17 protein-coding genes and 2 pseudogenes are annotated in these 25528 nt (G+C 37.0%); 17 read left to right on the top strand and 2 right to left on the bottom strand.

The features are described from left to right. The first annotated feature begins 170 nt into the window (after positions 1-170). The 10 genes from trxA (at position 171) to AC4BB7_RS15760 (ending at position 12849) form a co-directional block, all read left to right on the top strand. The gene (gene trxA, locus AC4BB7_RS15805) at positions 171-482 is read left to right on the top strand and encodes a thioredoxin (RefSeq protein ID WP_490483662.1); all 312 of its coding nucleotides are present in this window, start codon (positions 171-173) and stop codon (positions 480-482) included. A 1202-nt stretch (positions 483-1684) separates the two neighbouring features. Next, positions 1685-2662 (top strand): tyrosine-type recombinase/integrase, encoded by a 978-nt coding sequence (locus tag AC4BB7_RS15800; protein ID WP_490483661.1) that lies wholly within the window; start codon positions 1685-1687, stop codon positions 2660-2662. Positions 2663-2987: 325 nt separating this feature from the next. Then, positions 2988-3743, top strand: coding sequence for a signal peptidase I (locus AC4BB7_RS15795; protein ID WP_490483660.1), 756 nt, complete (start codon positions 2988-2990; stop codon positions 3741-3743). An 83-nt stretch (positions 3744-3826) separates the two neighbouring features. Further along, positions 3827-5059 carry a hypothetical protein gene (locus AC4BB7_RS15790; protein ID WP_490483659.1) on the top strand — a complete coding sequence of 411 codons (1233 nt, stop codon included), beginning with the start codon at positions 3827-3829 and terminating at the stop codon, positions 5057-5059. Between the two features lie 37 nt (positions 5060-5096). Then, positions 5097-5858 (top strand): hypothetical protein, encoded by a 762-nt coding sequence (locus AC4BB7_RS15785; protein ID WP_490483658.1) that lies wholly within the window; start codon positions 5097-5099, stop codon positions 5856-5858. Between the two features lie 25 nt (positions 5859-5883). Next, a complete protein-coding gene (locus AC4BB7_RS15780) occupies positions 5884-6696 on the top strand; it encodes a hypothetical protein (RefSeq protein ID WP_490483657.1) in 813 nt (270 codons plus the stop codon). Between the two features lie 16 nt (positions 6697-6712). Continuing rightward, positions 6713-7315, top strand: coding sequence for a hypothetical protein (locus tag AC4BB7_RS15775; protein ID WP_490483656.1), 603 nt, complete (start codon positions 6713-6715; stop codon positions 7313-7315). After that, the gene (locus AC4BB7_RS15770) at positions 7316-10354 is read left to right on the top strand and encodes a hypothetical protein (protein WP_490483655.1); all 3039 of its coding nucleotides are present in this window, start codon (positions 7316-7318) and stop codon (positions 10352-10354) included. It abuts the gene before it with no gap. A gap of 448 nt (positions 10355-10802) precedes the next feature. Then, positions 10803-11525 carry a winged helix-turn-helix domain-containing protein gene (locus AC4BB7_RS15765; protein ID WP_490483654.1) on the top strand — a complete coding sequence of 241 codons (723 nt, stop codon included), beginning with the start codon at positions 10803-10805 and terminating at the stop codon, positions 11523-11525. A 385-nt stretch (positions 11526-11910) separates the two neighbouring features. Next, positions 11911-12849 carry a hypothetical protein gene (locus AC4BB7_RS15760; protein ID WP_490483653.1) on the top strand — a complete coding sequence of 313 codons (939 nt, stop codon included), beginning with the start codon at positions 11911-11913 and terminating at the stop codon, positions 12847-12849. A gap of 220 nt (positions 12850-13069) precedes the next feature. On the opposite strand, the pseudogene AC4BB7_RS15755 reads toward AC4BB7_RS15760, so the two are convergent. Beyond that, a pseudogene (locus AC4BB7_RS15755) lies at positions 13070-13810 on the bottom strand (transposase). A gap of 202 nt (positions 13811-14012) precedes the next feature. After that, positions 14013-15441 (bottom strand): annotated as a pseudogene (locus AC4BB7_RS15750) (IS1182 family transposase). A 1073-nt stretch (positions 15442-16514) separates the two neighbouring features. On the opposite strand from AC4BB7_RS15750, the gene AC4BB7_RS15745 reads away from it, so the two are divergent. The 7 genes from AC4BB7_RS15745 (at position 16515) to AC4BB7_RS15715 (ending at position 25351) form a co-directional block, all read left to right on the top strand. Continuing rightward, a complete protein-coding gene (locus tag AC4BB7_RS15745) occupies positions 16515-17492 on the top strand; it encodes a tyrosine-type recombinase/integrase (RefSeq protein ID WP_490483652.1) in 978 nt (325 codons plus the stop codon). A 390-nt stretch (positions 17493-17882) separates the two neighbouring features. Further along, positions 17883-18635, top strand: coding sequence for a signal peptidase I (locus AC4BB7_RS15740; protein WP_490483651.1), 753 nt, complete (start codon positions 17883-17885; stop codon positions 18633-18635). An 85-nt stretch (positions 18636-18720) separates the two neighbouring features. Then, positions 18721-19953, top strand: a complete 1233-nt coding sequence (locus AC4BB7_RS15735; protein WP_490483650.1) for a hypothetical protein — start codon at positions 18721-18723, stop codon at positions 19951-19953. A gap of 37 nt (positions 19954-19990) precedes the next feature. Then, positions 19991-20749, top strand: coding sequence for an LPXTG cell wall anchor domain-containing protein (locus tag AC4BB7_RS15730; RefSeq protein ID WP_490483649.1), 759 nt, complete (start codon positions 19991-19993; stop codon positions 20747-20749). A 25-nt stretch (positions 20750-20774) separates the two neighbouring features. Beyond that, complete coding sequence (locus tag AC4BB7_RS15725) at positions 20775-21590, top strand: hypothetical protein (protein ID WP_490483648.1); 816 nt, start codon at positions 20775-20777, stop codon at positions 21588-21590. Positions 21591-21604: 14 nt separating this feature from the next. Next, complete coding sequence (locus AC4BB7_RS15720; protein ID WP_490483647.1) at positions 21605-22207, top strand: hypothetical protein; 603 nt, start codon at positions 21605-21607, stop codon at positions 22205-22207. Further along, positions 22208-25351 carry a hypothetical protein gene (locus AC4BB7_RS15715; RefSeq protein ID WP_490483646.1) on the top strand — a complete coding sequence of 1048 codons (3144 nt, stop codon included), beginning with the start codon at positions 22208-22210 and terminating at the stop codon, positions 25349-25351. Positions 25352-25528 lie beyond the last annotated feature (177 nt).

Genomic DNA, 25528 nt, shown 5'->3' with positions numbered 1-25528 from the left:
GCAGTAAGTGTAGCTATCTATGGTAGCAACTACTTTTGGTGCTGTGCTTGGACCTAATTTGAGTGGGGCTATGGGAGATTTTGCTGATTACTTATCTTGTGCCACCAGCGTCATTAGTGTTATCAATTTATGTAATTTTGTTTATTTTAAAAGAGAAAGGGCGAGTGTAGTTGCTAAAAGAAATTATGGATGAAAGTTTTGAAATAGAAACTAATCAAGAATTGGTTTTAGTTGATTTTTGGGCACCTTGGTGTGGACCATGTAAAATGCAGATGCCAATTTTAGAACAGCTGGCTGAGGAGTTAGGTGAGAAAGTTAAGTTTGTCAAAATGAATATTGATGAAAACCCAGATACTCCACCAGCTTTAGGAATTATGAGCATCCCAACGATTCTAATCAAGAAGAATGGACAAGAAATGGCTCGCTTTACAGGTGTTCAACCGAAAGAACAGCTATTGGTAGCTCTAAAAAAGAATTTGTGAAACAGATCAGGGCAATGTAAGAATCTAGATAGGAAAAGCTTGGAAAAGTAAATGAGTTTTCATAAATAGACTTGTAGTTAATTATAGTTAAGTTATCAACTGATATTCGAAGAATTCTCTGTTATTATTAGAGTCTAAGAATATCAGTTATTTATATTGCAGATATGCGTATCGTTCTTGGAGTTCAGTACAGAAATTGAAGAAATAATGAGTGTTATCAGATTTTACGGATATCATTCACTCATGATACGGACATGCATATCATAAATAATGCGGTTTTTTTTAGTGATGAGGGTTCGGAACAAAATTGAGGAAATGCTTGGTAGTGTAGGCTTTCACGAATATCCTTCACTTACGATACGTGGAACCGTATCATAAATAGGGGTATTAAAAGACAGGATTATAATATACTAATATAAAGTCAAAATAGTCCAACTCTATGCAGATAGAGTTGGACTATTTTTTTACTACTTATTCTGTATGGAAGAAACTAGGGATAAAAAAAGAATAATTTTAGTTAAATAATGCGTAGGTCATTTTATACTCATTCAAAAAATTACTAAATAGTCCTCATTTAAAAAAAATAAATAGAAACAATAGTAAAAAAATCTATTTTTGAGTGAGTCAGTTCGAGTGCCGATGGCTCTCGAAATACCTAAAAAGCCGTCAGATATGACTTTATTCTTGGCTAGCTAAAAAAGAATCAATGCGGTCTAGAAAACCTTTCGTACTGAGAATACATTCTTCTCCATAGTACATCAAGGGTATCGGTAGGAAACAAAAAAGACCTGTAGGTCATTTTGTTGAATAAACTAAAAAAATTTCTTAGAACTATTCCTTCTAAGAAATGAATAATTTATAGTTTTCGAGATAAATAACGAATTTAATAGCTTACTTTTTTTATTTTAGTATAAAAAACAACAAAAGTCTATAGGTTAAATTATATTTTTTTCAAAAAATAGAAATTAATCATTGTTTTATGATAAAAAACGGTTGAAATAAACGGGATAATTTCTTTTAGCCGTCAAACCTACCGTCAAAAAAATAGAAAGAAGGGGACCCTCATTACTAAAAAAGGTGAAAATATCTATAAACGCAAAGATGGCCGTTGGGAAGGCCGTTACAAAAAAGCTCGAAATGAACAAGGAAAAATCATTTACGGCTATATATACGATAGTAAATATAGCGAAGTAAAGAAACGATTGGAACAACTTAAAGGCAAATACAGTTATGTTACCTCTGATCGCTTACTTTTTCAAGGAACGGTTGAAGAGTGGTTAAACTATTGGGTGAATACATTGATTTGCGATCAAATAAAGGTATCCACTCAGGCTGCTTATCTTGCAAAAATGAAGCAACATATTTTTCCCTTAATAGGAAAGAAGAAATTAATGGAACTCACCGATGGAGAGATCGAATTATTTTTAAAAACATTATCGAATAGAGGGCTCAGTACGACAAGTATTCACACGATTTATATTATTTTAAAAAGTGGGGTGTCTAAAGCCTGTTCAGAAAAAGTCCTTATGGAAAACCCCTGTAATACAGTGGCTCCGCCCAAAATAAAAAAGAAAGAAATTACGGTATTAACACGAACGCAACAACAACGATTAGAAGAAGTGGCGTTGAAAGAACCCACTTGTTCTGCGATCATTCTCTCGTTGTATACCGGCCTTCGAATTGGTGAAATTAGTGGATTGACTTGGGAGGATATTGATTTAGAGAATCGGACGATGAGTATTAAACGAACGCTTCAACGTGTTTCCATGACCAATGCGCAAACAAAAACCCAACTAATCTTTGGGACACCAAAGTCAGAAAGTTCGATCAGAACGCTCCCAATTGCCTCAAACTTGGTCACCTATTTAAAAAAAATGAAAGAACAGACAACGAGTAACTATGTGATCAGTACGAAAGAGAAGTTTGTAGAACCAAGGTTAATCAATCATCATTTCAAAAAAATGGCCAAACAAGCGAATCTGGAAATGATTCACTTTCATGCGTTGAGACATACCTTTGCGACACGCTGTATTGAACAAGGAATCGACAGTGCGACATTAAGTAAACTATTGGGCCATAAATCCACCAAAATGACACTAGATACCTATGCTGGTTCATTATGGGAAACGAGGGAACAAGCCATTTCACTACTGGATACACAGCTGCGTATTCTAGGATAATCCTGTAGGAATAGTCGTCAAAAAATGGTCAAGGATAGAACGGAAAACAGTCTATATCAATGAAATTGCGCTGTTTTTCTTAGAAGGAATAGTTCTAAGAAACATTGGTGAAGAGAGAGTGAATGGATTTAGTCTGAAGCGTTTAGGATTAACCCCCATTATACATGAATGGAAACGAAATTCATAAAGATAACAATTGAGCGAATCGCACGGGAAGAGGGGACTTAACTACCCCCTTTTCTGTTGAGTGGCTTTTGAATAAGGAAGGGACACTACAGATCGTTACGCGTGTGATCAGACAACTTTTAAGTAGAGAGGGAACCAAATGAAACAAATTAAAGAAGCAGAGGTTATTGATACTGTAGTACGTGGTTATTCTGAGCATCCACAACAAAAAAAAAAGAAAAAAATAGCCTCAAAAACGAACGTTGGAAAGAAAAAAAAGAAGCGACGCCCCCCACCAAAGCCGCCAAAGTGGAAAACAGGTCTTCAAAAATTCTTTGACCTCCTCTTTTACCTAGTGATGTTATTCATTATTGGCGGGGCATTGTTATTTGCGGCTAATAGAGATAGCAACAAGTCATTCTTTGGGTATCGTTTTTATACCGTTAAAACGAACTCCATGGCACCACAAAAAGAATCACCGCCTGGTGGGTTTTATGCAGGGGATGTCATCTTTGTCAAAATGACTTCTTATAAGCAAGTAAACGAAGGGGATATTGTCACGTTTCTAGTAGGAGATGATGCGTATTTGACCCATAGATTGAAGGAAAAATTACCTGAATTGAATGGCAAAACAGGGGACTATATGATTACGCAAGGGGATGCCAACGGCTCACCAGATCCACCAGTAGATGGGGAACGATTAATTGGGAAAGTTGACTTTGTATTACCCTATGCTGGGACTGTCTTTCAATTTATCCGTACGCATACAGTGGTTTGTATTGTCTTTGTTTGTTCTTTGTTCGGCTTTATCTGGCTCACACGCTATTCTTTAGCGCAGCCAGTCTGGTTAGCCAAAGGGAAGAAGAAAAAAGGCTCCGGCCGAAAGAAAAAGAGCGGACCGTCTAAAAAATCATAAGCTTACAGAACGGCTTACTTACGTTATGAGGTTCCTTACAGGAACTTTATATAAATAATACTATTTTATAGGAGGAACACAAAATGAAAGCTAGTACAAAGAAAAAGGGATTAGTGGCGGGTGCTGCTGGTTTAGCAATGGTTACATTATTTTCAGGAACATTTGCGTGGATTAACTTAACAGAATCTCGTGTGAACCATATGAAAGGGGAAGCCTTTGATAAAGATAGTGTCAAAATCAATGAAGTTTGGGAAAATCCGGACATTTTTGAACCTGGAAAGGAATATGAAAAGAAAGTTTCTGTTAGTAACACAGGGTCAATGCCAGTGTACTTACGTGTATCTTATGAAGAGGCGTTTGACTATTATGAGAATTTGGCCAATCAAATTACCAAAGCAACAGGATATGATGGGACAGAGGGTGTTTATCCAGTCAATGCCAAAGAAGGGGCATTTGCCGAGTGGACTGAGGTCAATAAAGCCAATATTACAGGAAATATCCCAGCGAACCTAAAAGTATTTGTAGACGGAAGCGTATCAAATGGGAAAGCGACCTATGAAATTGCCGGAATTTATAACTACGGTACAGCAGAAGCACCTAAATATCAAAAAGCGAAAATAACAAAATCCGCTTTAACAGCACAACCAGGAGCAGAAACAGCGGTTTCAGAGTGGAAATTTACGATTGATCCAGCCAACGTAGATTATTACTACTATGAAGGATTAGCGCAAACAGGGATGGACTGGGCAGGAAGCAACATGGTTCTAGGGCAAAGTTCAGTGACTGTATTGAATGAAGGGGACCATGACTTCAGTATGTATAAAGATACGCCAATTACGCCAATGAGTGCAGAAGGTGGACCACGCTTAGTAGGCGAACGTTGGGAAAGCTCAATGTTAGCGGATGCGGCATTAGGCTCAAACTTTAAAACATTCTATAATTCTGGCGCAATGATTACACCAGCGTCTCTTGGTGAAGTGACAGGAACCGGCGCTAAAAAATGGATTTACAACGCAGAGGATGGCTACTTCTACTACTTAGATGTGTTAAAAGGCGGGGAAACAGCACCAGATTTCTTAGAGGGTGTGAAGTTAGACGATAGTGCGGGTGCCTCAGCAATGGCTGCGTATGCCGATCTTCACTATGACTTGATTGTCAACATGGAAGTTATTCAAGCGACTGCCCCAGCGTTGTCAGATGCGGTTACCTCTGATGAACAAGGCAACAACAATGGTGGTTGGGGAATGGACCTGACAAAAACAGGAACCAAAGCGATTTATGACCATTTAGCAAAATTAGCACCAAACAGAGGATAAGGTAGTGTGAGGAAAGAAACGATGAGGAGTATAGACGATGAAACAGAATAATGTAAGACCGTATCTTGCTCGCGTCCTGTTCAGTCTGATTTTTCTATTCTTCTTCTTTAGTGGTCTCTCTGCGTATGGAGAGACCCTTCCTCCTGGGGTATTGATCGGGGATTTAAAAGGGATTAAGATCGATAGTGAAGGTGAGTATTTTATTGATCTGCCCAATCTCAAACCAGGTGAGGTATACACTAAAGAATTGGCAATACGAAATATTGATAAAAAAGAAGGCTTTGATGTCCGAATTCTGGTAGAACCAGGAAAAGGAACGGGCCCAATTGATTTCACAAAGACCGTGACCGTCAGGTTAGAACATAAAGGGGGAGAAGTCCTCTATGAAGGTGGGATACTAGGAACTGCTTCCTTTGATTGGACGAAAGATCAAGTGATGTTGGGTCATTTTTTACCCGGATCAGAAAGTACGATAAAAGCAACGTTTACGTTATCAAAAGAGCTAGGTTTAGCTGATTATGCGGAAGCAAGCGAGTATCATTTTAAGTGGTCTTTTATAGCCAACGCAAAAGAGAGCACCACCACGTCAAGTACAACGGGCACAACGACAAGCAGTCGTACGCCAACCGTGATTCGACCGACCACTGAGAACCAAAAACCAACTGGCTTTTTACCAAAAACGGGCGAAGAATGGGAATCACTACTCTATAAACTATGTGCCGGCTTGTTTCTGATCATAATTGTGTTACTAGTTTATAGGAAACATCGAATCGATGAACAAAACGGAAGCCGCAACTAAATTAGTTGTGAAGGAGAGAGGATCGATGAATAAACAAAATAGGCAAAGAGGAAAAAACGGGCGATCTAAGCTAGTAAGCTTAGGGTTATCCCTCGTATTGGCGGGGGTCATTATCATAGGGAGTACCTATGCCTGGGTAACCTTTGCGGATCAACGAGTCAATCATATGACAAGTGGTCGAGTCGAGATAGCGCTTGAAGGCGAGTATAGTCCTGTTCAATTAACCCCATCAAAACAAGTAAGTCTAAGGGAATTAACTGTCCGAAATGAAGCAAGTATGCCCGCAATCGTTCGCGTATCTCTTGAAGAAGTCCTTTTGACGTTCGAGGTGGATCCTACAGACCGAATAGGCAATGGGCAGTTGAAAGAACAGGCGACGGCATCGACAACACCCATTACGTTAGAGGATACCGGGACTTGGCAGCCAGGAGCTACTCTAAAACAACATGACGCTATTCCTACGTACGTCATAGGGAAAGAACGTGTTGCGTATAGTTGGAACTTAGAGATACTTCGACCAGAAGTGTTGCAGAACAGTATAAATGTAGAAATGCCGCACGTTGTAAAGCCAACTGATCCGATCCCAACCGGCAGTTACTGGTTGTACTACGAGGGGTATTTTTATTATTCAGAAGCGATCGAACCAGGAGCGAGAAGCGCTGTCTTGGTTGCTTCAACCAAGCTAAAGGGAAGTGCACCAAACCGAGTCAAGGGAAGTCTCTATGAGCTAAAAGGGACAGGAGAAGGCTACAGTGCGACGTTATCAAGTATTGTCTACGGATTTGAGTTACCAGATACGAGTCCGGTGTATCAACGAATGAAAGACAAACTCTATTAGGAAAGGGGATAAGAGCATGAGTAAAAGAAGGAAACAGCTCTATTTGTTTCTAATTGCGGCTGTCACCCTGATTCTAGTAGGGAGCTGGCTGACAAATGAGGAAACAGGGGCAAATTTTTATTCAAAAGATACCAAAGCGTATCAAACCGGCCGTGGAGATTTACGAGTAGAATTGGTGGATCAGGCAACCATTCCCGCAACAGTGGCGGTAAATCAAGTGTCTAAAAGAGAAGTGACGATAAGAAATAAAGGGGCAGTGAGTCAATTTATCCGAGTCTTGGCGCTTCCAGTTGCCAAAAATGATCACAATCTGTCTGTCGCATCGCCACCGGAAGCCTTTTTAGAGAGTCTGAATACCACTGAGTGGAAAAATGGCAAAGATGGGTATTTCTATTACTTGAACAAGCTGGAAGAAGGGCAAGAAACGTCCCCATTGTTTAAAGGGGTAAAAAGTACTACTCCGGGAACGGTTACGATTGCTTTAAAAGTAGAAGCAGTCACCACTGAAAATACAAGTTATATCGAGGCGTGGTGGAATGGAGGGGTTCCGAGCAATCCACCGGAACTGGGCCAAATCAATCAAGTCTTGAAGCCGCAAACAGAGGAGGTGCAGCCTTAGATGATGCACAAAGAGAACGATAGAACAAAATCAAGCATCAGAAAGAAGCAAACAGGATGGCGCATCTTGTTAGGTGGATTTCTCGCCGTTATTTTACTAGTAGGAATCGCTTGGTTCACGACAAGTGAGAAGATTCAAGGGAAACCTAATGATGGGACACCGATAGTGATTGATAAAGAGAGTCCAGAGTTAAAGTACCCACTGCCATATGATGGGGTTTCTGTGTTTGAACCAGAGCTAGCTAGTCAACCTAATTTTTTAGATTATGTACAGGGGATGGATCCGTTTAAACTTAATTTAACAAAGAACCACTTCAAAGGATTAAATACTAAAATAAATGATAGACCAGGTATAGGACTTAAGACTGGAGATAACAAAGTGATTCAGGTGGTTCAACACTCTAATTACAATCAAGCTTTCCCAGAATTACATTTTGCAGAGCTTCTATTGATTAATGAAAATAGTGATATTGAGAAGAAAATGTGGGTTTCACTTAATGAGCCAGAGTGGGTTGATTCAAGAAATGATTTATCATATTCAACTGCTCATAATCTTTTCGATAATCATGATGGAACATATTCGGTACTCTATACTGGGATGGTTGGTTTAGGTCAATATAAAAAAATAGACCTTAGAATAGATAAGGATTTAAATGTATTGAGCCGTGAAGCTATCGATATGTCTAATTATACGTACGAGCGGCAAGATGCTAATGTAATTACTAATGATTATAGTGGCAGTATTCATCTTTATGGATATATAGATCGTTTTGCTCTGGAACAAGATTATTACTATGTATATAATATTGTTAATGATAAAGTTGTAAATAAAAATGAACTAGAGTCAATGACTAATATCGTAGGTTACGAAAATAAATTGGGAGAACCAGCACCTTTAGATTGGTACGACCATCTTACATCATTAGTTAGAGATCGGGATGATGGATATGTCGGTGTTAGTTTTTTTAGAAATCTAAGTGGTAGTAAGCCAACATTTTCTTTTATAAATCATTGGAATAAAGACGGAAAACTTATTTTTAAATATGATATTGATGATATAAAACCTGGTACAGCTGTGTCTTACCTAAAAGAAATATCTAATTATGATGAATACTATTTTAGTTATTCGACAAAAAATAAAGTGTATTTAAAAAAATATAATGTTAGTGATAGAGAAGTAGTAGATATCAAGGAATATCCTCTAGGAACTACATTAAACTTTCAAAAGAATGATAGGCTATGGAACTTCTATGGGTATATAGAAAATTTTGAAGATGAATTTGCTGGATATGGTAATGAGTCGGGGATAGTGATGGGGTACATGAAAGATAATTTTGATATATTATCATTATCATCATTAAAATCAATAGATAAAGTTACTCTTAGTACGATGATTCCTTTGAATGAAGATCAATATTATATTTCTGGATATACTAGTGGAGTAAACATTTTTGATTCTATTAATAATGGAAATAATGTAGAAAATAAACAAGTATCTGGAATGGTAAATTTTTTATATGGTGGACTAGCATCAATACCAGACTATGCTCCGATAATCAAAGCAGAGAAAGATCTAATCCTAGATCAAACAGATCCAGATTGGTTAGATAAAACTAAATTAGAAAATATGCTTCTGACAGGGAATAAAGCAGGTGATAAGACACATGCTAGTGCAGTAAAGGTTTATGATAACTTTGACTTCAATTATAGCTTAGATCCAAAAGATGAGTCTTGGTTAGATACTAGAATTAATCGTAACCCATTAAAGCTAGATCAGCCAATTGATTGGAAAGAACTAGGATTGGATTTAACAAAAACTGGCCCACAGCGCGTAACCTATTTTGTTACGGATTCACAACTCCAAACAACCTCTACTTCCAGATGGATTAATGTCTTTGGTCCAAATACGGTTAAAACAGATGATTTTGCTCTTCGCGCAGAGAACTTCGATATCTCCGTTGACCAAGTGGCAGATATGACTGGATTAGCAGCAAAGCAAAAAAGTAATTTTCAACTATGGAAACTGTTTGATGACCATGAAGTCATTGATGATGCTACAAATGAGCGTAGCCAAGTAAAAGTGGATGAAATAGAGTTGAAAGCTATTCAGAAGGTGAAGGAGCGATATGAAGCAGCACGTGCAGCTTCTGCCAATCCAGATTACGAGTCTTATGAAGAAATTCTTAAACCCTATCCACTAACAATGAGCTATGAGTATGATAGAGATGGGAAGAAGCAGACACTTAAACATACTGTAACGGTCTTTATCACCAATGAAACAACCCATGTGGATAAAGCAAATAAAAAAGTAATCTATGGATTTAACTTCCGTTATCCCCTAAAAAAAGCAGCGCAACTAACAGACGAACAGCTTGCTTCATTATCTCATGCAACAGTCTGGGACTATAATGCAGTCTGGGGCACAGATGGAGGACACTCTACAGTAACCAGTAACAGACAAGCCCCTTATCAATCGGGAGTAAATGAACCAAAAACTGGGGTAAACAATGCGCGAACACCGCGGAAAGACTATCAGCTCCAATTAACTGATCCAAATGGAGGAAGTACGAATTCGTTAGTAAAAGTAGAGTTGTATGAAGAGCCTGTCACCCTTCACGTACGACAAATTGTATTAGCCCCGAACGAAGAGATGGTTGTCCCAGAAACAGGGTATTACCGTTGGAATAACACAACAAATGCAAAAGTCGGTGTGAATTTTACAGTAAATGCGATAAGTTCATCTGGAACGAAAGAAACAGAAGTCCCTTATGAGACGTATACATTACCTGTATCGTTTGACAACTACTTTTACCACACCGAAGCAGTCGTACCAGAGTATTATAAGGATGCGGGGTATAAATTAAGCAAAACAAAAGATGTACAAGGGGCCTTAACACAAGGCGCTGTTTATGTCGATTATACAGGAGATAATAATGAGTATTGGCTCACCTTTTATATCCAGCCAGATTTTGTTAATCAGGCAGCACCAGGTTTTTATGGCTGGAACTATGGACAGACAGGAACCTATCATGTTAAGTAACCGATAGATTGGACTAAAAGAATAGAGAAAATAGATAAGGCTACTCTATGGAACTAAATCTGGAAAAAGCAGGTCTAACAAAAGAAGAAATAGAAGAAAAAAGGCGTACAATACAGGTAAAATACCAAGGAATTAGCGGTATAAACGTAATATCTGCGCTGCCTAAAAGGGAATAAAGGAAGTCAAGAAGAATAAAGGATGTTAAAAAGGGAATTGATAGAAAGTATCAAAAAGAGAATAAACAAACGATAAAGGATTGGCTCACGATTATTTAATAGTAAGCAATGAACGATAAAAGGGGAATAAATGAAACAAAGTGACCTACAATGAAAGAGAAGGGTACGTCACTTTGTTTATTTAAAACAGACGATCTACTTAAACAAGTTAAAAAGAGCTAAACATATTAAGAAAAAGAGTATACATAGGAATGAATAGAGAGGGAGAGAAGATGATGTATCATGTGGGAATTGCGAGTAGTATAAGTGAAGAAGAGAATGTCAATTATTGGGGAAAATACAGTCCAAAAGAATGGCATATAGAGACGCTTCAATTAAATGAAGAAATGGATGAGGAAAAAAATTTTGATTTATTTATTATTTTAGATGAAGGAAAAGAAGAAGTAGGGGAAATTTGTGAAAAAATCATTCAAATAAAAGAACAAAATGAACCCTTGATTTGGGTCAGGACAACTGAACAAAATAGTAGGAATCGTCTAGTGTATCTAAGGCTTGGGGCAGATGGTGTGACGAATAAAGAACAAATGCCAGAAGAATGGTTTCTAATGATGAATAATGCGTTAAATCGACACAAAAAAGAAAAGAATACAAAGCGTCCATTGTTAGACCGCTCCTCTATCAGAGAAGAACCAGAATTAATTCTGGCACTCAATCCAATCAATAGCAGTGTACTAGTTGAAGGGAAAACAGAAGTCGATTTAACAAGGCTAGAGTATAAAGCCCTATCGTTATTACTTGAACAGCCAAATGAAACAGTCACGTATGAAGAAATAAATCTGGGCTTATGGGATGGAAAATACAAGGAGATTAACTATCGAGTAAGTAATATCATCTTCCATCTTCGTCAAAAACTGGATCCTGTTTGTAAGGCACCAAGTTACATTAAAACGATACGAGGAATAGGGTATCTATTCTACTGTAAGAGAAGTGGCTAAGAGGATAAAGTCGCTTGATGGACATTTCCGAGATGTCTAGTTATTCTATGGTTTCATCGGTTGGATTTTAGTGACACAAGTAGAAATTATCGCTATTAAGTAAAGCGACTTTTTATATGAAGATCAATCACCTTATGGTTAATAAAGATCTACGAAAAGATGGATATGATTTTGACTACTATGCAGCGTGACCATATTCTTGTTATAAATTTTAAGTGCAAAGAAAAAGTTCCTAAAAAAAAGTCGTTTTTGACATAGAAACGTAATAGTGTTAGATTAGTTTATTGATAATGGAAATAAATTAATACATTCACTCTTTATTTATTTTCAAAATAGATTATACTATCAAATAAAGGTTAAAAATGATTAAAAGGAGAAAATATAAATGGGCACGTTTAAGACAATTATGGATTTTAGTGAAGAAAATATCAAATATCAACAAATGTATTGTAAAAAGATATCTGTACGCTATAATAACTATCCTGAAGAGGATTTACAATGTGTATTTAGTGCATTTTTTACCCCTTCTGTTTGGGAGGATGCACCTAAAGTTTATGAAGAGGTTGTTAATTCAATCTCATTTTTAGATGGTGAGATTCCTGTACTATTTATAGGTGGTAGATCACAAAATAAAATTACTAGAAAAAATCAATCAGTAGGTTTTTTTATAACAGATCATACAATTTATGTCTTAGAGCCAAGTGTTTTTTCAGATACTCTTCCCAAAAAATTTCCATATGATATATCAATAAACAAAGCTACTCAAACAATAAATAAAGCTATTAATTCATTTGAATGGGAATATCTAGAGTCTATTTTGCCTAAGAATGGTAAGGAAGAATTAAGTCAATTAATTTTAGAGGCTGTTACGGATATATTAACATTGAAAAAAGATTTTAATATAGATCATATGGAAGTAAAAAAATCTAAGCATTTGTCTGGTAGAATTATAGACTTGGGATTAGCAAATGATTCATGTATAAAGATTGGTGATTACAATAAATATCAAAAACATTTTAGAAAAGTTCATAAAAAATTTGGTATATCAGATAGTGAATATATTCTATTTGGAGTTACAGAATCTACCTTGGTTGGACCATATGGATTAGTTATAACAGAAAAAAATGTGTACTCAAAAGATTTAATGGAGAAACCTGAATGTACTAAAATAAGTGAACTTTCTGGTGATTATCCCACAAGTATAATAGAAAATAGTATTAGGTTAGGGGATAATATTATTCATATTCTCCCGTCTAGTGTAGAGAATAAAGAGAGCGTAAAACAAATTATAGTAGAGCTTATTAACAAAGAAATAGTAATATAAAAATTACGGAAGAGAACGGTCAAGAAGTTGATTGTTCTCTTTTTAATTTATTTACTTTTATTGAAAGGATAGGTGGGTTTGGCAACTAAAGTGTACAACTGACAAATCTAAGAACGAAAAAGAACATTCAATTATTCTTAACCAACCTTTGGCTAAAGGGGATAAGAAATAAACCTTGTCGAAAAGGAAAATTTGATGTTCTTTTTTGATGTACCAGTGACTAGGAAATATATAAGCTATAAATGTTGATGCGCTCAGAAAACTGTTTATTAGCTATTAATTGATTTAAGACCATTGACCAATTGGGAATAAACCCAGCTTTCCATTTCTTTTCCAATTCTGTTACTCGTAGATAAAGAAGCTTTAAAAAAGGGGGGGGCATTTGGAAATACACCTTTTTTAGTTACTTTTCTAAAGCTGGACTGAATACTTTCAATAGCATTTGTTGTGTACCTAATTTTACGCACTGCGCTACCATAATCATAAAGTTGTTCCACATGAGAAAAATTCCGTTTCCAAACCTATACAGCACCAGAGTAGTGAGAGCAACGTTTTTGAAAGGTATAAAAAGTAATCTGACAAGCTTCTAACGAAGGAGCATCATAAAATTTCTTCATTTTCCTATTCAAGACCAGAAACATCATCCATAGACATAAAGAAAATATCCTATTCACTGTGAGATTTCAATTCATCAAAAATCTGTATCTAGCGGTTTTTACTTTCTTAGAGCCAAATCCATTTCTTCGATTGCGCATTTCTTTCTCCTGTTTTGAGTGGCTATCGTAGCCTAAATGATGCGTCTGCCTTGAAGCATTTGTTCAAATAGGGGACCAAAAATATCTTTTAGAGCGTCGAGCATGTCATCGACATTTTCAGGATTATAGCTTTCCAAAATGGTTTTTGCTAATGCAACAGTTTTAGGTTTTTTTTTCTGTCTGGCAATATTCTCGCATCCTTTCATTTTTATTTTTATCTGAATGTCATTTATACGAAAAGAAAAACTGTACAAGCAGCTTATCTAGAATTAGCTACTTACACAGTTTATTTTACACTCTCTGTAGATGTGTCTTCATTGAACCAAGAAGAGTTAAATCGAATCTATAAACTCCTAATGGAAAAAGAGTACGTTTTTAAATATGATTACGTTGTATTATTTAATACAATCAGACTGTAGACAAAAAGGAGTTGGTAATTAAACCAGCTCCTTTTGGCTATCCTATACTTAATTTTGAAACGAAAAGCTATAGGCTTTTCTTCTTTCCATAGCCATGTAGCCAGTTTCTTTAAATTCATGGTAGCAAACGTAAGCATCGTATGCGTGGCGACTTTTTCAATCCCTCGATAGTTCGTCCAACGCATCCCATGCTTCTCTTTTGCATCTGCAAATATTCGTTCAATGGTTTGTTTTCTCTTTTTGTAGATTTCTTTATTCAACGCTGTATGGCGCTGGTGCTCAAGTTCGTCCATCAGATCAGCCCAAATATGTCGAGTCACAACTTTTTGATGTGTTGCGCTCAATGTACAAGTTTTAAGTAACGGGCAGCTCATACAGAATTTTGGATTTGATTTATATGTCCTATAGCCCTCACGAGTAATTGTTGAAAATAGCAACGGTTGATTATTAGGGCATAAATAACAATCAAAATAGTCATCATAGACAAAGTCATTTTTACGAAACATCCCTTTCACACCATGAGGTGCAGTATAGGGAAGAACTGGATAAAGGTTCAAGTGTGTCAGAAAATGAACAAATTTCGGATTTTTATATCCCGCATCAGCGACAACACGTTTTATATTTGGAAAAGCTCTTTTTGACTGTTTAACCAGAGTAATTGCGACTTGACTATCATGTACATTTCCTGGTGTGACTAGCGTAGATAAGACAAATCCATTGTCATCGCAAGAAGTGTGTGCAGAATAAGCAAATTGTTTTTCTCGTTCGCTTTTAACATAGTAACCACTTTCTGGGTCTGAATAACTTATTTTTCGAAGACTCAACTCACTTTCTGTGTCCCATGTAAAAGGGCGTTTTCCCGTCGCAATACGTTCTTTATTTATTTCATCTTCTAATTCATCTTGATAGGCTTTTGCTTGACTGTAGGTCATTTCTTTCGTGAATTTATGTTTATTGGCATTTGCTTTGATATGAGTAGAATCAATATAAAGGTTGTCTTCCGTAACAAAACCAGCTTTTACAGCTTGTTCTAGAATATGAGAGAAAATGTCTTCAAACAAAGTGGTTTCTCTGAATCTTCGGACATAATTTTTACCGAATGTGGAGAAATGAGGGACTTTTTCGTTAAAAGAAAAGCCTAAAAACCAACGATAAGCAACATTTGTTTCGACTTCTTTAATTGTCTGTCTCATCGAACGAATACCAAATAAATATTGGATAAAAACTAATTTAATTAAGATCACCGGGTCAATACTAGGGCGACCTAAGGTCGAATAGGTAGATTCTACAATGGGATAAATAAAATCAAATTGAATCGCGGCATCAATTTTTCGAACTAGGTGATCTTTCGGTACAAGATCATCAAGCGTTAACATAGCAAATTGATTTCTACCTTCAACAGATTGTTTTTTCATCATTAGAATCACTCCCAAAATAGTTTATACAATTAGTATAAAACAAAAAAACTGTAAACAACACTCCAAATTTAGGCGTTTGTCTACAGTCTGGTTGTATTATTTAATACAATTTTTCTATTTAATTACAACCCAATTAAGCACCTAGCTAAAAAAGACCTACTTGTTAAAGATATCGAAGTCAGCAATGTGGAGATAGGTGAAACAATGTTTTTATTAATAGCATTACAAAAATCATTTACTTCCGATACGCAGAACCGTATCATAAATAGGGGTATTAAAAGACAGGATTATAATATACTAATATAAAGTCAAAATAGTCCAACTCTATGCAGATAGAGTTGGACTATTTTTTTACTACTTATTTTGTACGGAAGAAAATAGGGATAAAAAAAGAATAATTTTAGTTAAATGATGCATAGGTCATTTTATACTCATTCAAAAAATTACTAAATAGTCCTCATTTTTTTTAAAAATAAATGGAAACAATAGTAAAAAATTCTATTTTTAAGTGAGTCAGCTCGAGTGCCAATCGCTTTCAGAATACCTAAAAAGCCGTCAGATATAACTTTATTCTTGGCTAGCTAAAAAAGAATCAATGTGGACTGGAAAACCTTTTGTACTGTCTTTTCCATAATATGGCAAGGATATTAGTAGGAAAAAAAAGAGACCTGTAGGTTATTAGACTAAAAAAATTTCTTAGAAGTGCTCCTTCTAAGAAATGAATAATTTATAGTTTTCGAGATAAATAACTAATTTAATAGCTTACTTTTTTTATTTTAGTATAAAAAACAACAAAAGTCTATAGGTTAAATTATATTTTTTTCAAAAAATAGAAATTAATCATTGTTTTATGATAAAAAACGGTTGAAATAAACGGGATAATTTCTTTTAGCCGTCAAACCTACCGTCAAAAAAATAGAAAGAAGGGGACCCTCATTACTAAAAAAGGTGAAAATATCTATAAACGCAAAGATGGCCGCTGGGAAGGCCGGTACAAAAAAGCCCGAAATGAACAAGGAAAAATCATTTACGGCTATATATATGATAGTAAATACAGTGAAGTAAAAAAACGATTGGAACGACTCAAAGGCAAATACAGTTATGTTACCTCTGATCGTTTACTTTTTCAAGGAACGGTTGAAGAGTGGTTAAACTATTGGGTGAATACATTGATTTGCGATCAAATAAAGGTATCCACTCAGGCCACTTATCTTGCAAAAATGAAGCAACATATTTTTCCCTTAATAGGAAAGAAGAAATTAATGGAACTCACCGATGGAGAGATCGAATTATTTTTAAAAACATTATCGAATAGAGGGCTCAGTACGACAAGTATTCACACGATTTATATTATTTTAAAAAGTGCATTGTCTAAAGCCTGTTTAGAAAAAGTCCTTATGGAGAACCCCTGTGATACAGTGACCGCTCCAAAAATAAAAAAGAAAGAAATCACGGTATTAACACGAACACAACAACAACGATTAGAAGAGCTTGCGATGAAAGAAACCACTTGTTCTGCGATCATTCTCTCTTTATACACGGGCCTTCGAATTGGTGAAATTAGTGGATTGACTTGGGCTGATATTGATTTAGAAAATCGGACGATTAGTATTAAACGAACGCTTCAGCGTGTTCCCATTCCAAATTCACAAACAAAAACCCAAATAATCTTCGGGACACCGAAGTCAGAAAGCTCGATTAGAACCCTGCCGATTGCCTCAAATTTGGGCACCTATTTAAAGAGGATGAAAGAACAGAGCACAAGCCAATTTGTTATTAGTAACAAAGATAAATTTGTAGAACCAAGGTTGATCAATCATCATTTCAAAAAAATCGCCAAACAAGCGAATCTAGAAATGATTCACTTTCATGCGTTGAGGCATACCTTTGCGACGCGCTGTATTGAACAAGGCATCGACAGTGCGACATTAAGTAAATTATTGGGGCATAAATCCACAAAAATGACATTAGATACCTATGCAGGTTCATTGTGGGAAACGAGAGAACAAGCCATTTCATTACTCGATACACGTCTACGTATTCTAAGCTAATAAGCGAAGAATAGTCGTCAAAAAATGGTCAAGGATAGAGCGGGAAACGGTCTATATCAATGAAATTGCGCTATTTTTCTTAGAAGGAGCACTTCTAAGAAATATTGATGAAGAGTTGTGGAACTAATTTATTCGGAAGAGTTTGTGGTCAAAAGCTATTATACATGAATATAAACTAAATTCATAAAGATAACAATTGTGAGAGTAACAGGGTGAAAGCGTCCTTAAATAGTCGGAAAATATAAATCGTACATACATCATGTTTAGTAGCTATTGAATACGTAAGCAAAGCTATAAATTGTTATTAGTGTGAAAATAAATAAAAAATTTTTCAAAAGTTAAGACGGGAAATACAGGCGTCGGACAACTTTTACGTAGAGAGGGAACCAAATGAACCAAATTGAGGAAGCTGAAGTAATTGATCGTGTGACACCAGGGCATTCAGTTCGTCCGCAACCAAAAAAGAAAAAGAGACCCCCATCACCTCCTGGTAAGGGAAAAAAGAAAAAGAAGCGCCGCCCCCCGCCAACGCCGCCAAAGTGGAAAACAGGTCTTCAAAAATTCTTTGACCTACTCTTTTACCTGGTGATGTTACTGATTATTGGAGGGGCATTGTTATTTGCGGCTAATAGAGATAGCAACAAGTCGTTCTTTGGGTATCGTTTTTATACTGTTAAAACGAATTCAATGGCACCGCAAAAAGAGTCACCACCTGGTGGGTTTTATGCGGGGGATGTCATCTTTGTCAAAATGACTTCTTATAAGCAAGTAAACGAAGGGGATATTGTCACGTTTCTTGTGGGGGATGATGCGTATTTGACCCATAGATTGAAAGAGAAGTTGCCTGAACTGAATGGAAAAACAGGGGACTATATGATCACGCAAGGGGATGCCAATGGTTCACCAGATCCACCAGTAGATGGGGAACGATTAATTGGGAAAGTTGACTTTGTATTACCCTATGCGGGAACGGTCTTTCAGTTTGTCCGTACGCATACAGTGGTTTGTATTGTCTTTGTTTGTTCTTTGTTCGGCTTTATCTGGCTCACACGTTATTCTTTAGCACAGCCAGTCTGGTTAACCAAAAAGAAGAAAACAGGTGCCGGCCGAAAGAAAAAGAGCGGACCGCCTAAAAAAATATAAGCTTACAGAACGACTGACTTACGTTATGAGGTTCCATTATAGGAATTTTATATAAATAAAACAATTTTAATAGGAGGAACACAAAATGAAAGCTAGTACAAAGAAAAAGGGATTAGTGGCGGGTGCTGCTGGTTTAGCAATGGTTACATTATTTTCAGGAACATTTGCATGGATTAACTTAACAGAATCCCGTGTGAACCACATGAAAGGGGAAGCATTTGATAAAGATAGTGTCAAAATCAATGAAGTTTGGGAAAATCCGGACATTTTTGAACCTGGAAAGGAATATGAAAAGAAAGTTTCTGTTAGTAACACAGGGTCAATGCCAGTGTACTTACGTGTATCTTATGAAGAGGCGTTTGACTATTATGAGAATTTGGCCAATCAAGTGACCAAAGCAACAGGATATGATGGGACAGAGGGTGTTTATCCAGTCAATGCCAAAGAAGGGGCATTTGCCGAGTGGACTGAGGTCAATAAAGCCAATATTACAGGAAATATCCCAGCGAACCTAAAAGTATTTGTAGACGGAAGCGTATCAAATGGGAAAGCGACCTATGAAATTGCCGGAATTTATAACTACGGTACAGCAGAAGCACCTAAATATCAAAAAGCGAAAATAACAAAATCCGCTTTAACAGCACAACCAGGAGCAGAAACAGCGGTTTCAGAGTGGAAATTTACGATTGATCCAGCCAACGTAGATTATTACTACTATGAAGGATTAGCGCAAACAGGGGTGGACTGGGCAGGAAGCAACATGGTTCTAGGGCAAAGTTCAGTGACTGTATTGAATGAAGGGGACCATGACTTCAGTATGTATAAAGATACGCCAATTACGCCAATGAGTGCAGAAGGCGGACCACGCTTAGTAGGTGAACGTTGGGAAAGCTCAATGTTAGCGGATGCGGCATTAGGCTCAAACTTTAAAACATTCTATAATTCTGGCGCAATGATTACACCAGCGTCTCTTGGTGAAGTGACAGGAACCGGCGCTAAAAAATGGCTTTACAACACAGAGGATGGCTACTTCTACTACTTAGATGTGTTAAAAGGTGGGGAAACAGCACCAGATTTCTTAGAGGGTGTGAAGTTAGACGATAGTGCGGGTGCCTCAGCAATGGCTGCGTATGCCGATCTTCACTATGACTTGATTGTCAACATGGAAGTGATTCAAGCGACTGCCCCAGCGTTGTCAGATGCGGTTACCTCTGATGAACAAGGCAACAACAATGGTGGTTGGGGAATGGACCTAACAAAAACAGGAACCAAAGCGATTTATGACCATTTAGCAAAATTAGCACCAAACAGAGGATAAGGTAGTGTGAGGAAAGAAACGATGAGGAGTATAGACGATGAAACAGAATAATGTAAGACCGTATCTTGCTCGCGTCCTGTTCAGTCTGATTTTTCTATTCTTCTTCTTTAGTGGTCTCTCTGCGTATGGAGAGACCCTTCCTCCTGGGTTATTGATCGGGGATTTAAAAGGGATTAAGATCGATAGTGAAGGTGAGTATTTTATTGATCTGCCCAATATCAAACCAGGTGAGGTGTATACTAAAGAATTGGCAATACGAAATGTTGATAAAAAAGAAGGCTTTGATGTCCGAATTCTGGTAGAACCAGGAAAAGGAACGGGCCCAATTGATTTCACAAAGACCGTGACCGTCAGGTTAGAACATAAAGGGGGAGAAGTCCTCTATGAAGGTGGCCTATTGGGGACCTCGTCTTTTGATTGGACAAAAGACCAAGTCATGTTGGGTCATTTTTTACCTGGATCAGAAAGTACGATAAAAGCAACCTTTACACTATCAAAAGAGTTAGGGTTAGCCGATTATGCGGAAGCAAGTGAGTATCACTTTAAGTGGTCTTTTATAACCAATTCGAAAGAGACTACCACGTCAAGTACAACAGGCACAACGACGAGCAGTCGTACACCAACCGTTATTCGACCGGCAACTGAGAACCAAAAACCAACTGGCTTTTTACCGAAAACAGGAGAAGAATGGGAATCGCTACTCTATAAACTATGTGCAGGGTTGTTTCTGATCATTATTGTGTTATTAGTTTATAAGAAACGTCGAATCGATGACCAAAACGGAAGCCGCAACTAAAGTAGTTGTGAAGGAGAGAGGATCGATGAGTAAACGAAAAAAACAAAAAAGAAGGTATTGGCAATCGAAGGTTCTGACTCTGTGTGTTTCTTTATTATTGGCAGGCGTAATTGTCATAGGCAGTACGTATGCCTGGGTAACTTTTGCGGATAATAGAGTCAATCATATGACAAGTGGTCGAGTTGAGATTGCATTGGAAGGGGATCATAGTCCAGTCCAATTAACCCCATCGAAGAAAGTAAGTTTGAAAAATTTGCAGGTTCGTAACGAATCCAGTATGCCAGCAATTGTTCGGGTCTCGTTAAAAGAAGTCTTATTAACGTTTGAGTTAGATACGACAGATCAAACAGGAAACGGCCATTTAAAAGAACGAGCAACAGCTTCGGATCAACTTATTACACTAGAAAATTCAGCGACATGGCAAACAGGCGCAACATTAGAGAAAAGTGAAGAAGAACAAGTTACGTATCTCATTGGGCAATTACGAACAGACTATGATTGGACATTGGAAGCTGAACGAGCTGAACGATTGAAACAAAGTATAAGTGTTAAGATGCCACACGTTGTCATGCCAACTGACCCAATTCCAACAGGAAGTTATTGGTTGTACTACGAGGGGTATTTTTATTATTCTGAAATGATTGAGCCTGGGGAAAGAAGTGAGTTGTTAGTTTCTTCTGTCCAACTCGCTCCCCATGCCCAAAACACGATTAAAGGGAGCTTGTATGAACTAAGTGGTGTGGCAGAAGGTTACAGTGCGACCTTATCAAGTGTAGTAAATGGGTTTGGGTTATCCCAAAGTAGTCCAGTGTATCAACGATTCCAAGGAAAACTCTATTAGAAAGGGATAAGACTATGAGAAAAAGAAACAAGTACCTCTCTTTATTTCTATTAACGTCCACGACCCTAATTCTAGTAGGGAGTTGGTTGACGACTGACGAGACAGGGGCGCACTTTTATTCTACTGATGAGAAGTCCTACCAAACGGGACGAGGAGATTTAAAGGTCATGTTGGTGGATCAAGAAGAAATACCTGTAACATTGGGCGTGGATCTAGTGTCTGAACGAGAAGTTCGGATTCAAAATAAAGGAGAAGTTAGCCAGTTTATTCGTGTGTTGGCATTACCAATTGTCAAAGATAGTCAGAATTTATCTGTAGACTCCGCCCCAGAAAAATTTTTAGACACGCTGAATACAAGTGAGTGGCAGAGTGGGAAAGATGGCTACTTTTATTATTTAAAAAAGTTAGAAGAAGGCCAAGAAACCCCGCCACTATTCAAAGGAGTTAAGAGTTCTGTGAAAGGAACGATAACGGTTGCGTTGAAAGTAGAAGCGGTTACAGCTGAAAATACGGATTATATAAAAGCTTGGTGGAATGGGACCGTTCCGAATGAACCACCAGAACTAGGTCAAATTAACCAAGTATTAAGTCAACAAAAAGAGGAGGTAGAGCCTTAGATGTTATTCACGAAAGAAAAGAATAGTCAGAGGACTACACCACAAAAGGGAACAAAACAACAGAAGGTTAAACGAGGTATAGTCGGAGGTGGTCTTCTAGCGGTAGCGTTTCTAAGCATAGGAATTGGTTGGTTGACTACGAGTGATAAAATTCAAGGCAAACCCAATGATGGCAACCCTATCGTGATTGATAAAGAGGATCCAGAGTTAAAGTACCCACTTCCTTATGATGGGGGAAGTATCATTGAACAAGAATTAGCAAATCAACCAAAGTTTTCAGAGTATGTACAAGATGATCAATTTTCACTGTCTTTAAGTAAACAAGAGATGAATGGTAAAACTATACAGACCACTGCCTTTTCGAGCGAAATAAGAAATTTATTTAAACAGGGGTTTGAAACAATACATGGTAATTATATATTTTTGCAAGAATTTACAACAAATCCTTATGGAACAGGATATCTTGCTATAAATTCTGCAAAAATAGTATTAGTATCAGGTAGTGGGGAGATATTAGATTCTATATGGGTATATAAACAGCCTGAAAGTAATACAGTAGCAACTGGACTTTCTTCCGTTACTAATACAGCTTTTTTTAAACAAGATGAGAATGAATTTCTAGTAATGTATACTATACTAGGTTCAGCTATTAATACTACAATCTTAAGGGATGAGGGAGATAAAATTGGAATCATTTCACCACATGAATCAATAAATTTATCAGGAGTTAATAGCTATGTCCAAGAACTACAGAATCATTCGGTTACTGAGGGTGATAACTCAATATATACGAGTGGTGTGATTAGAACAAGTTCTACAGATAAAGAATATTATACAGTGCTTAAACATTCTGATGGAACAATATTAGATCAATATAAGTTTGAAGCCTCACCTGGAAGTAATAATCAGAATAGCATTTACCACTATTCTTTAATTCAAAGTAACTCGTTACTCCAAAGAGGAAATACTTATTATGGTATTGAGCGGGCTTCTTTAGTAAATGGGACTCGCTATACATTTAGTAAATGGGAATTAGATTCTGAAACGAAAATAGCTAAAAATACAGTTCTCTATCAAGGAGCTTATAATGATTTCATAGGTTATCAAGATAGATTAATAGAAGAAAATAGTGTTACTCTACAGCATAGAACAACTAAGGTAGTCAATGATGGGACTTTATTCTACGACAATTTTATCCATTATAATTTGCAAACAAATGAAGAAACTAGTGTTTATACTGTAAGGGATAGTGCGGCTAATTTGAATTTTTCAAAATTAGGAGATAATTTAATTCAGTTTACTGGTACCATCTATAAATATATAGATGATTTTGAAAAATGGAAGAGAGAACCAGGTTTTGTTGTAGGTTTGATGGATAAAAACTTTAAAATTTTGAGTCTAGATACTATTGGATTGAAATTTCCGGATATTATAGGAAATATAAATCTTACCCCGATTAAGAGTAGTAAAACTAATAAAATGGTATATTTTGGTAGTATTACTGATCGTGAGATGCAATTTGTCGATAGGACTATAGGGAGGCAATTTCCAGGAGATGCTGAATTACCAGCTACTGGTTGGTTAACTCAAAGTAAATCACCAGCAAAAGGAAATGCCTTAGTATCATTTTTAGAGACTAAAGATGACTATGCACCAGTAATCAAGGCAGAAAAAGATCTAATCCTAGATCAAACAGATCCAGATTGGTTAGATAAAACTAAATTAGAAAATATGCTTTTAACAGGTAATAAAGCAGGTGATAAGACACATGCTAGTGCAGTAAAGGTTTATGATAACTTTGACTTCAATTATAGCTTAGATCCAAAAGATGAGTCTTGGTTAGATACTAGAATTAATCGTAACCCATTAAAGCTAGATCAGCCAATTGATTGGAAAGAACTAGGATTGGATTTAACAAAAACTGGTCCACAGCGCGTAACCTATTTTGTTACAGATTCACAACTCCAAACAACCTCTACTTCCAGATGGATTAATGTTTTTGGTCCAAATACGGTTAAAACAGATGATTTTGCTCTTCGCGCAGAGAACTTTGCTATCTCCGTTGACCAAGTGGCAGATATGACTGGATTAACTGCAAAGCAAAAAAGTAATTTTCAACTATGGAAACTGTTTGATGACCATGAAGTCATTGATGATGCTACAAATGAGCGTAGCCAAGTAAAAGTGGATGAAACAGAGTTGAAAGCTATTCAGAAGGTGAAGGAACGATATGAAGCAGCACGTGCAGCTTCTGCCAATCCAGATTACGAATCATATGAAGAGATTCTTAAACCCTATCCACTAACAATGAGCTATGAGTATGATAGAGGTGGGAAGAAGCAGACACTTAAACATACTGTAACGGTCTTTATCACCAATGAAACGACCCATGTGGATAAAGCAAATAAAAAAGTAATCTATGGATTTAACTTCCGTTATCCCCTAAAAAAAGCAGCGCAACTAACAGACGAACAGCTTGCTTCATTATCTCATGCAATAGTCTGGGACTATAATGCAGTCTGGGGCACAGATGGAGGACACTCTACAGTAACCAGTAACAGACAAGCTCCTTATCAATCGGGAGTAAATGAACCAAAAACTGGGGTAAACAACGCGCGAACACCACGGAAAGACTATCAGCTCCAATTAACTGATCCAAATGGAGGAAGTACGAATTCGTTAGTCAAAGTAGAGTTATATGAAGAGCCTGTCACCCTTCATGTACGACAAATCGTATTAGCACCTAACGAAGAGATGGTTATCCCAGAAACAGGGTATTACCGTTGGAATAACACGACAAATGCAAAAGTCGGTGTGAATTTTACCGTAAATGCGATAAGTTCATCGGGAACGAAAGAAACAGAAGTCCCTTATGAGACCTATACACTCCCTGTATCGTTTGACAACTACTTTTACCACACTGAAGCAGTTATACCAGAGTATTATAAGGATGCGGGGTATAAATTAAGCAAAACAAAAGACGCACAAGGGGCCTTAACACAAGGCGCTGTTTATGTCGATTATACAGGAGATAATAATGAATATTGGCTCACCTTTTATATCCAGCCAGATTTTGTTAATCAGGCAGCACCAGGCTTTTATGGCTGGAACTATGGACAGACAGGAACCTATCACGTTAAGTAACCGATAGATTGGACTAAAAGAATAGAGAAAATAGATCTAGAAGAAGCAGGTTTAACAAAAGAAGAAGTAGAAGAAAAAAGTCGTCCAACACAGGTACAATACCAAGGAATTAGCGGTATAAACGTAATATCTGCGCTGCCTAAAAGGAAATAAAGGAAGTCAAGAAGAATAAAGGAT

It is taken from the genome of Enterococcus sp. AAFC-DPL-5182, from assembly GCF_058216605.1.
This window is presented reverse-complemented; position numbering and strand designations above follow the sequence as displayed.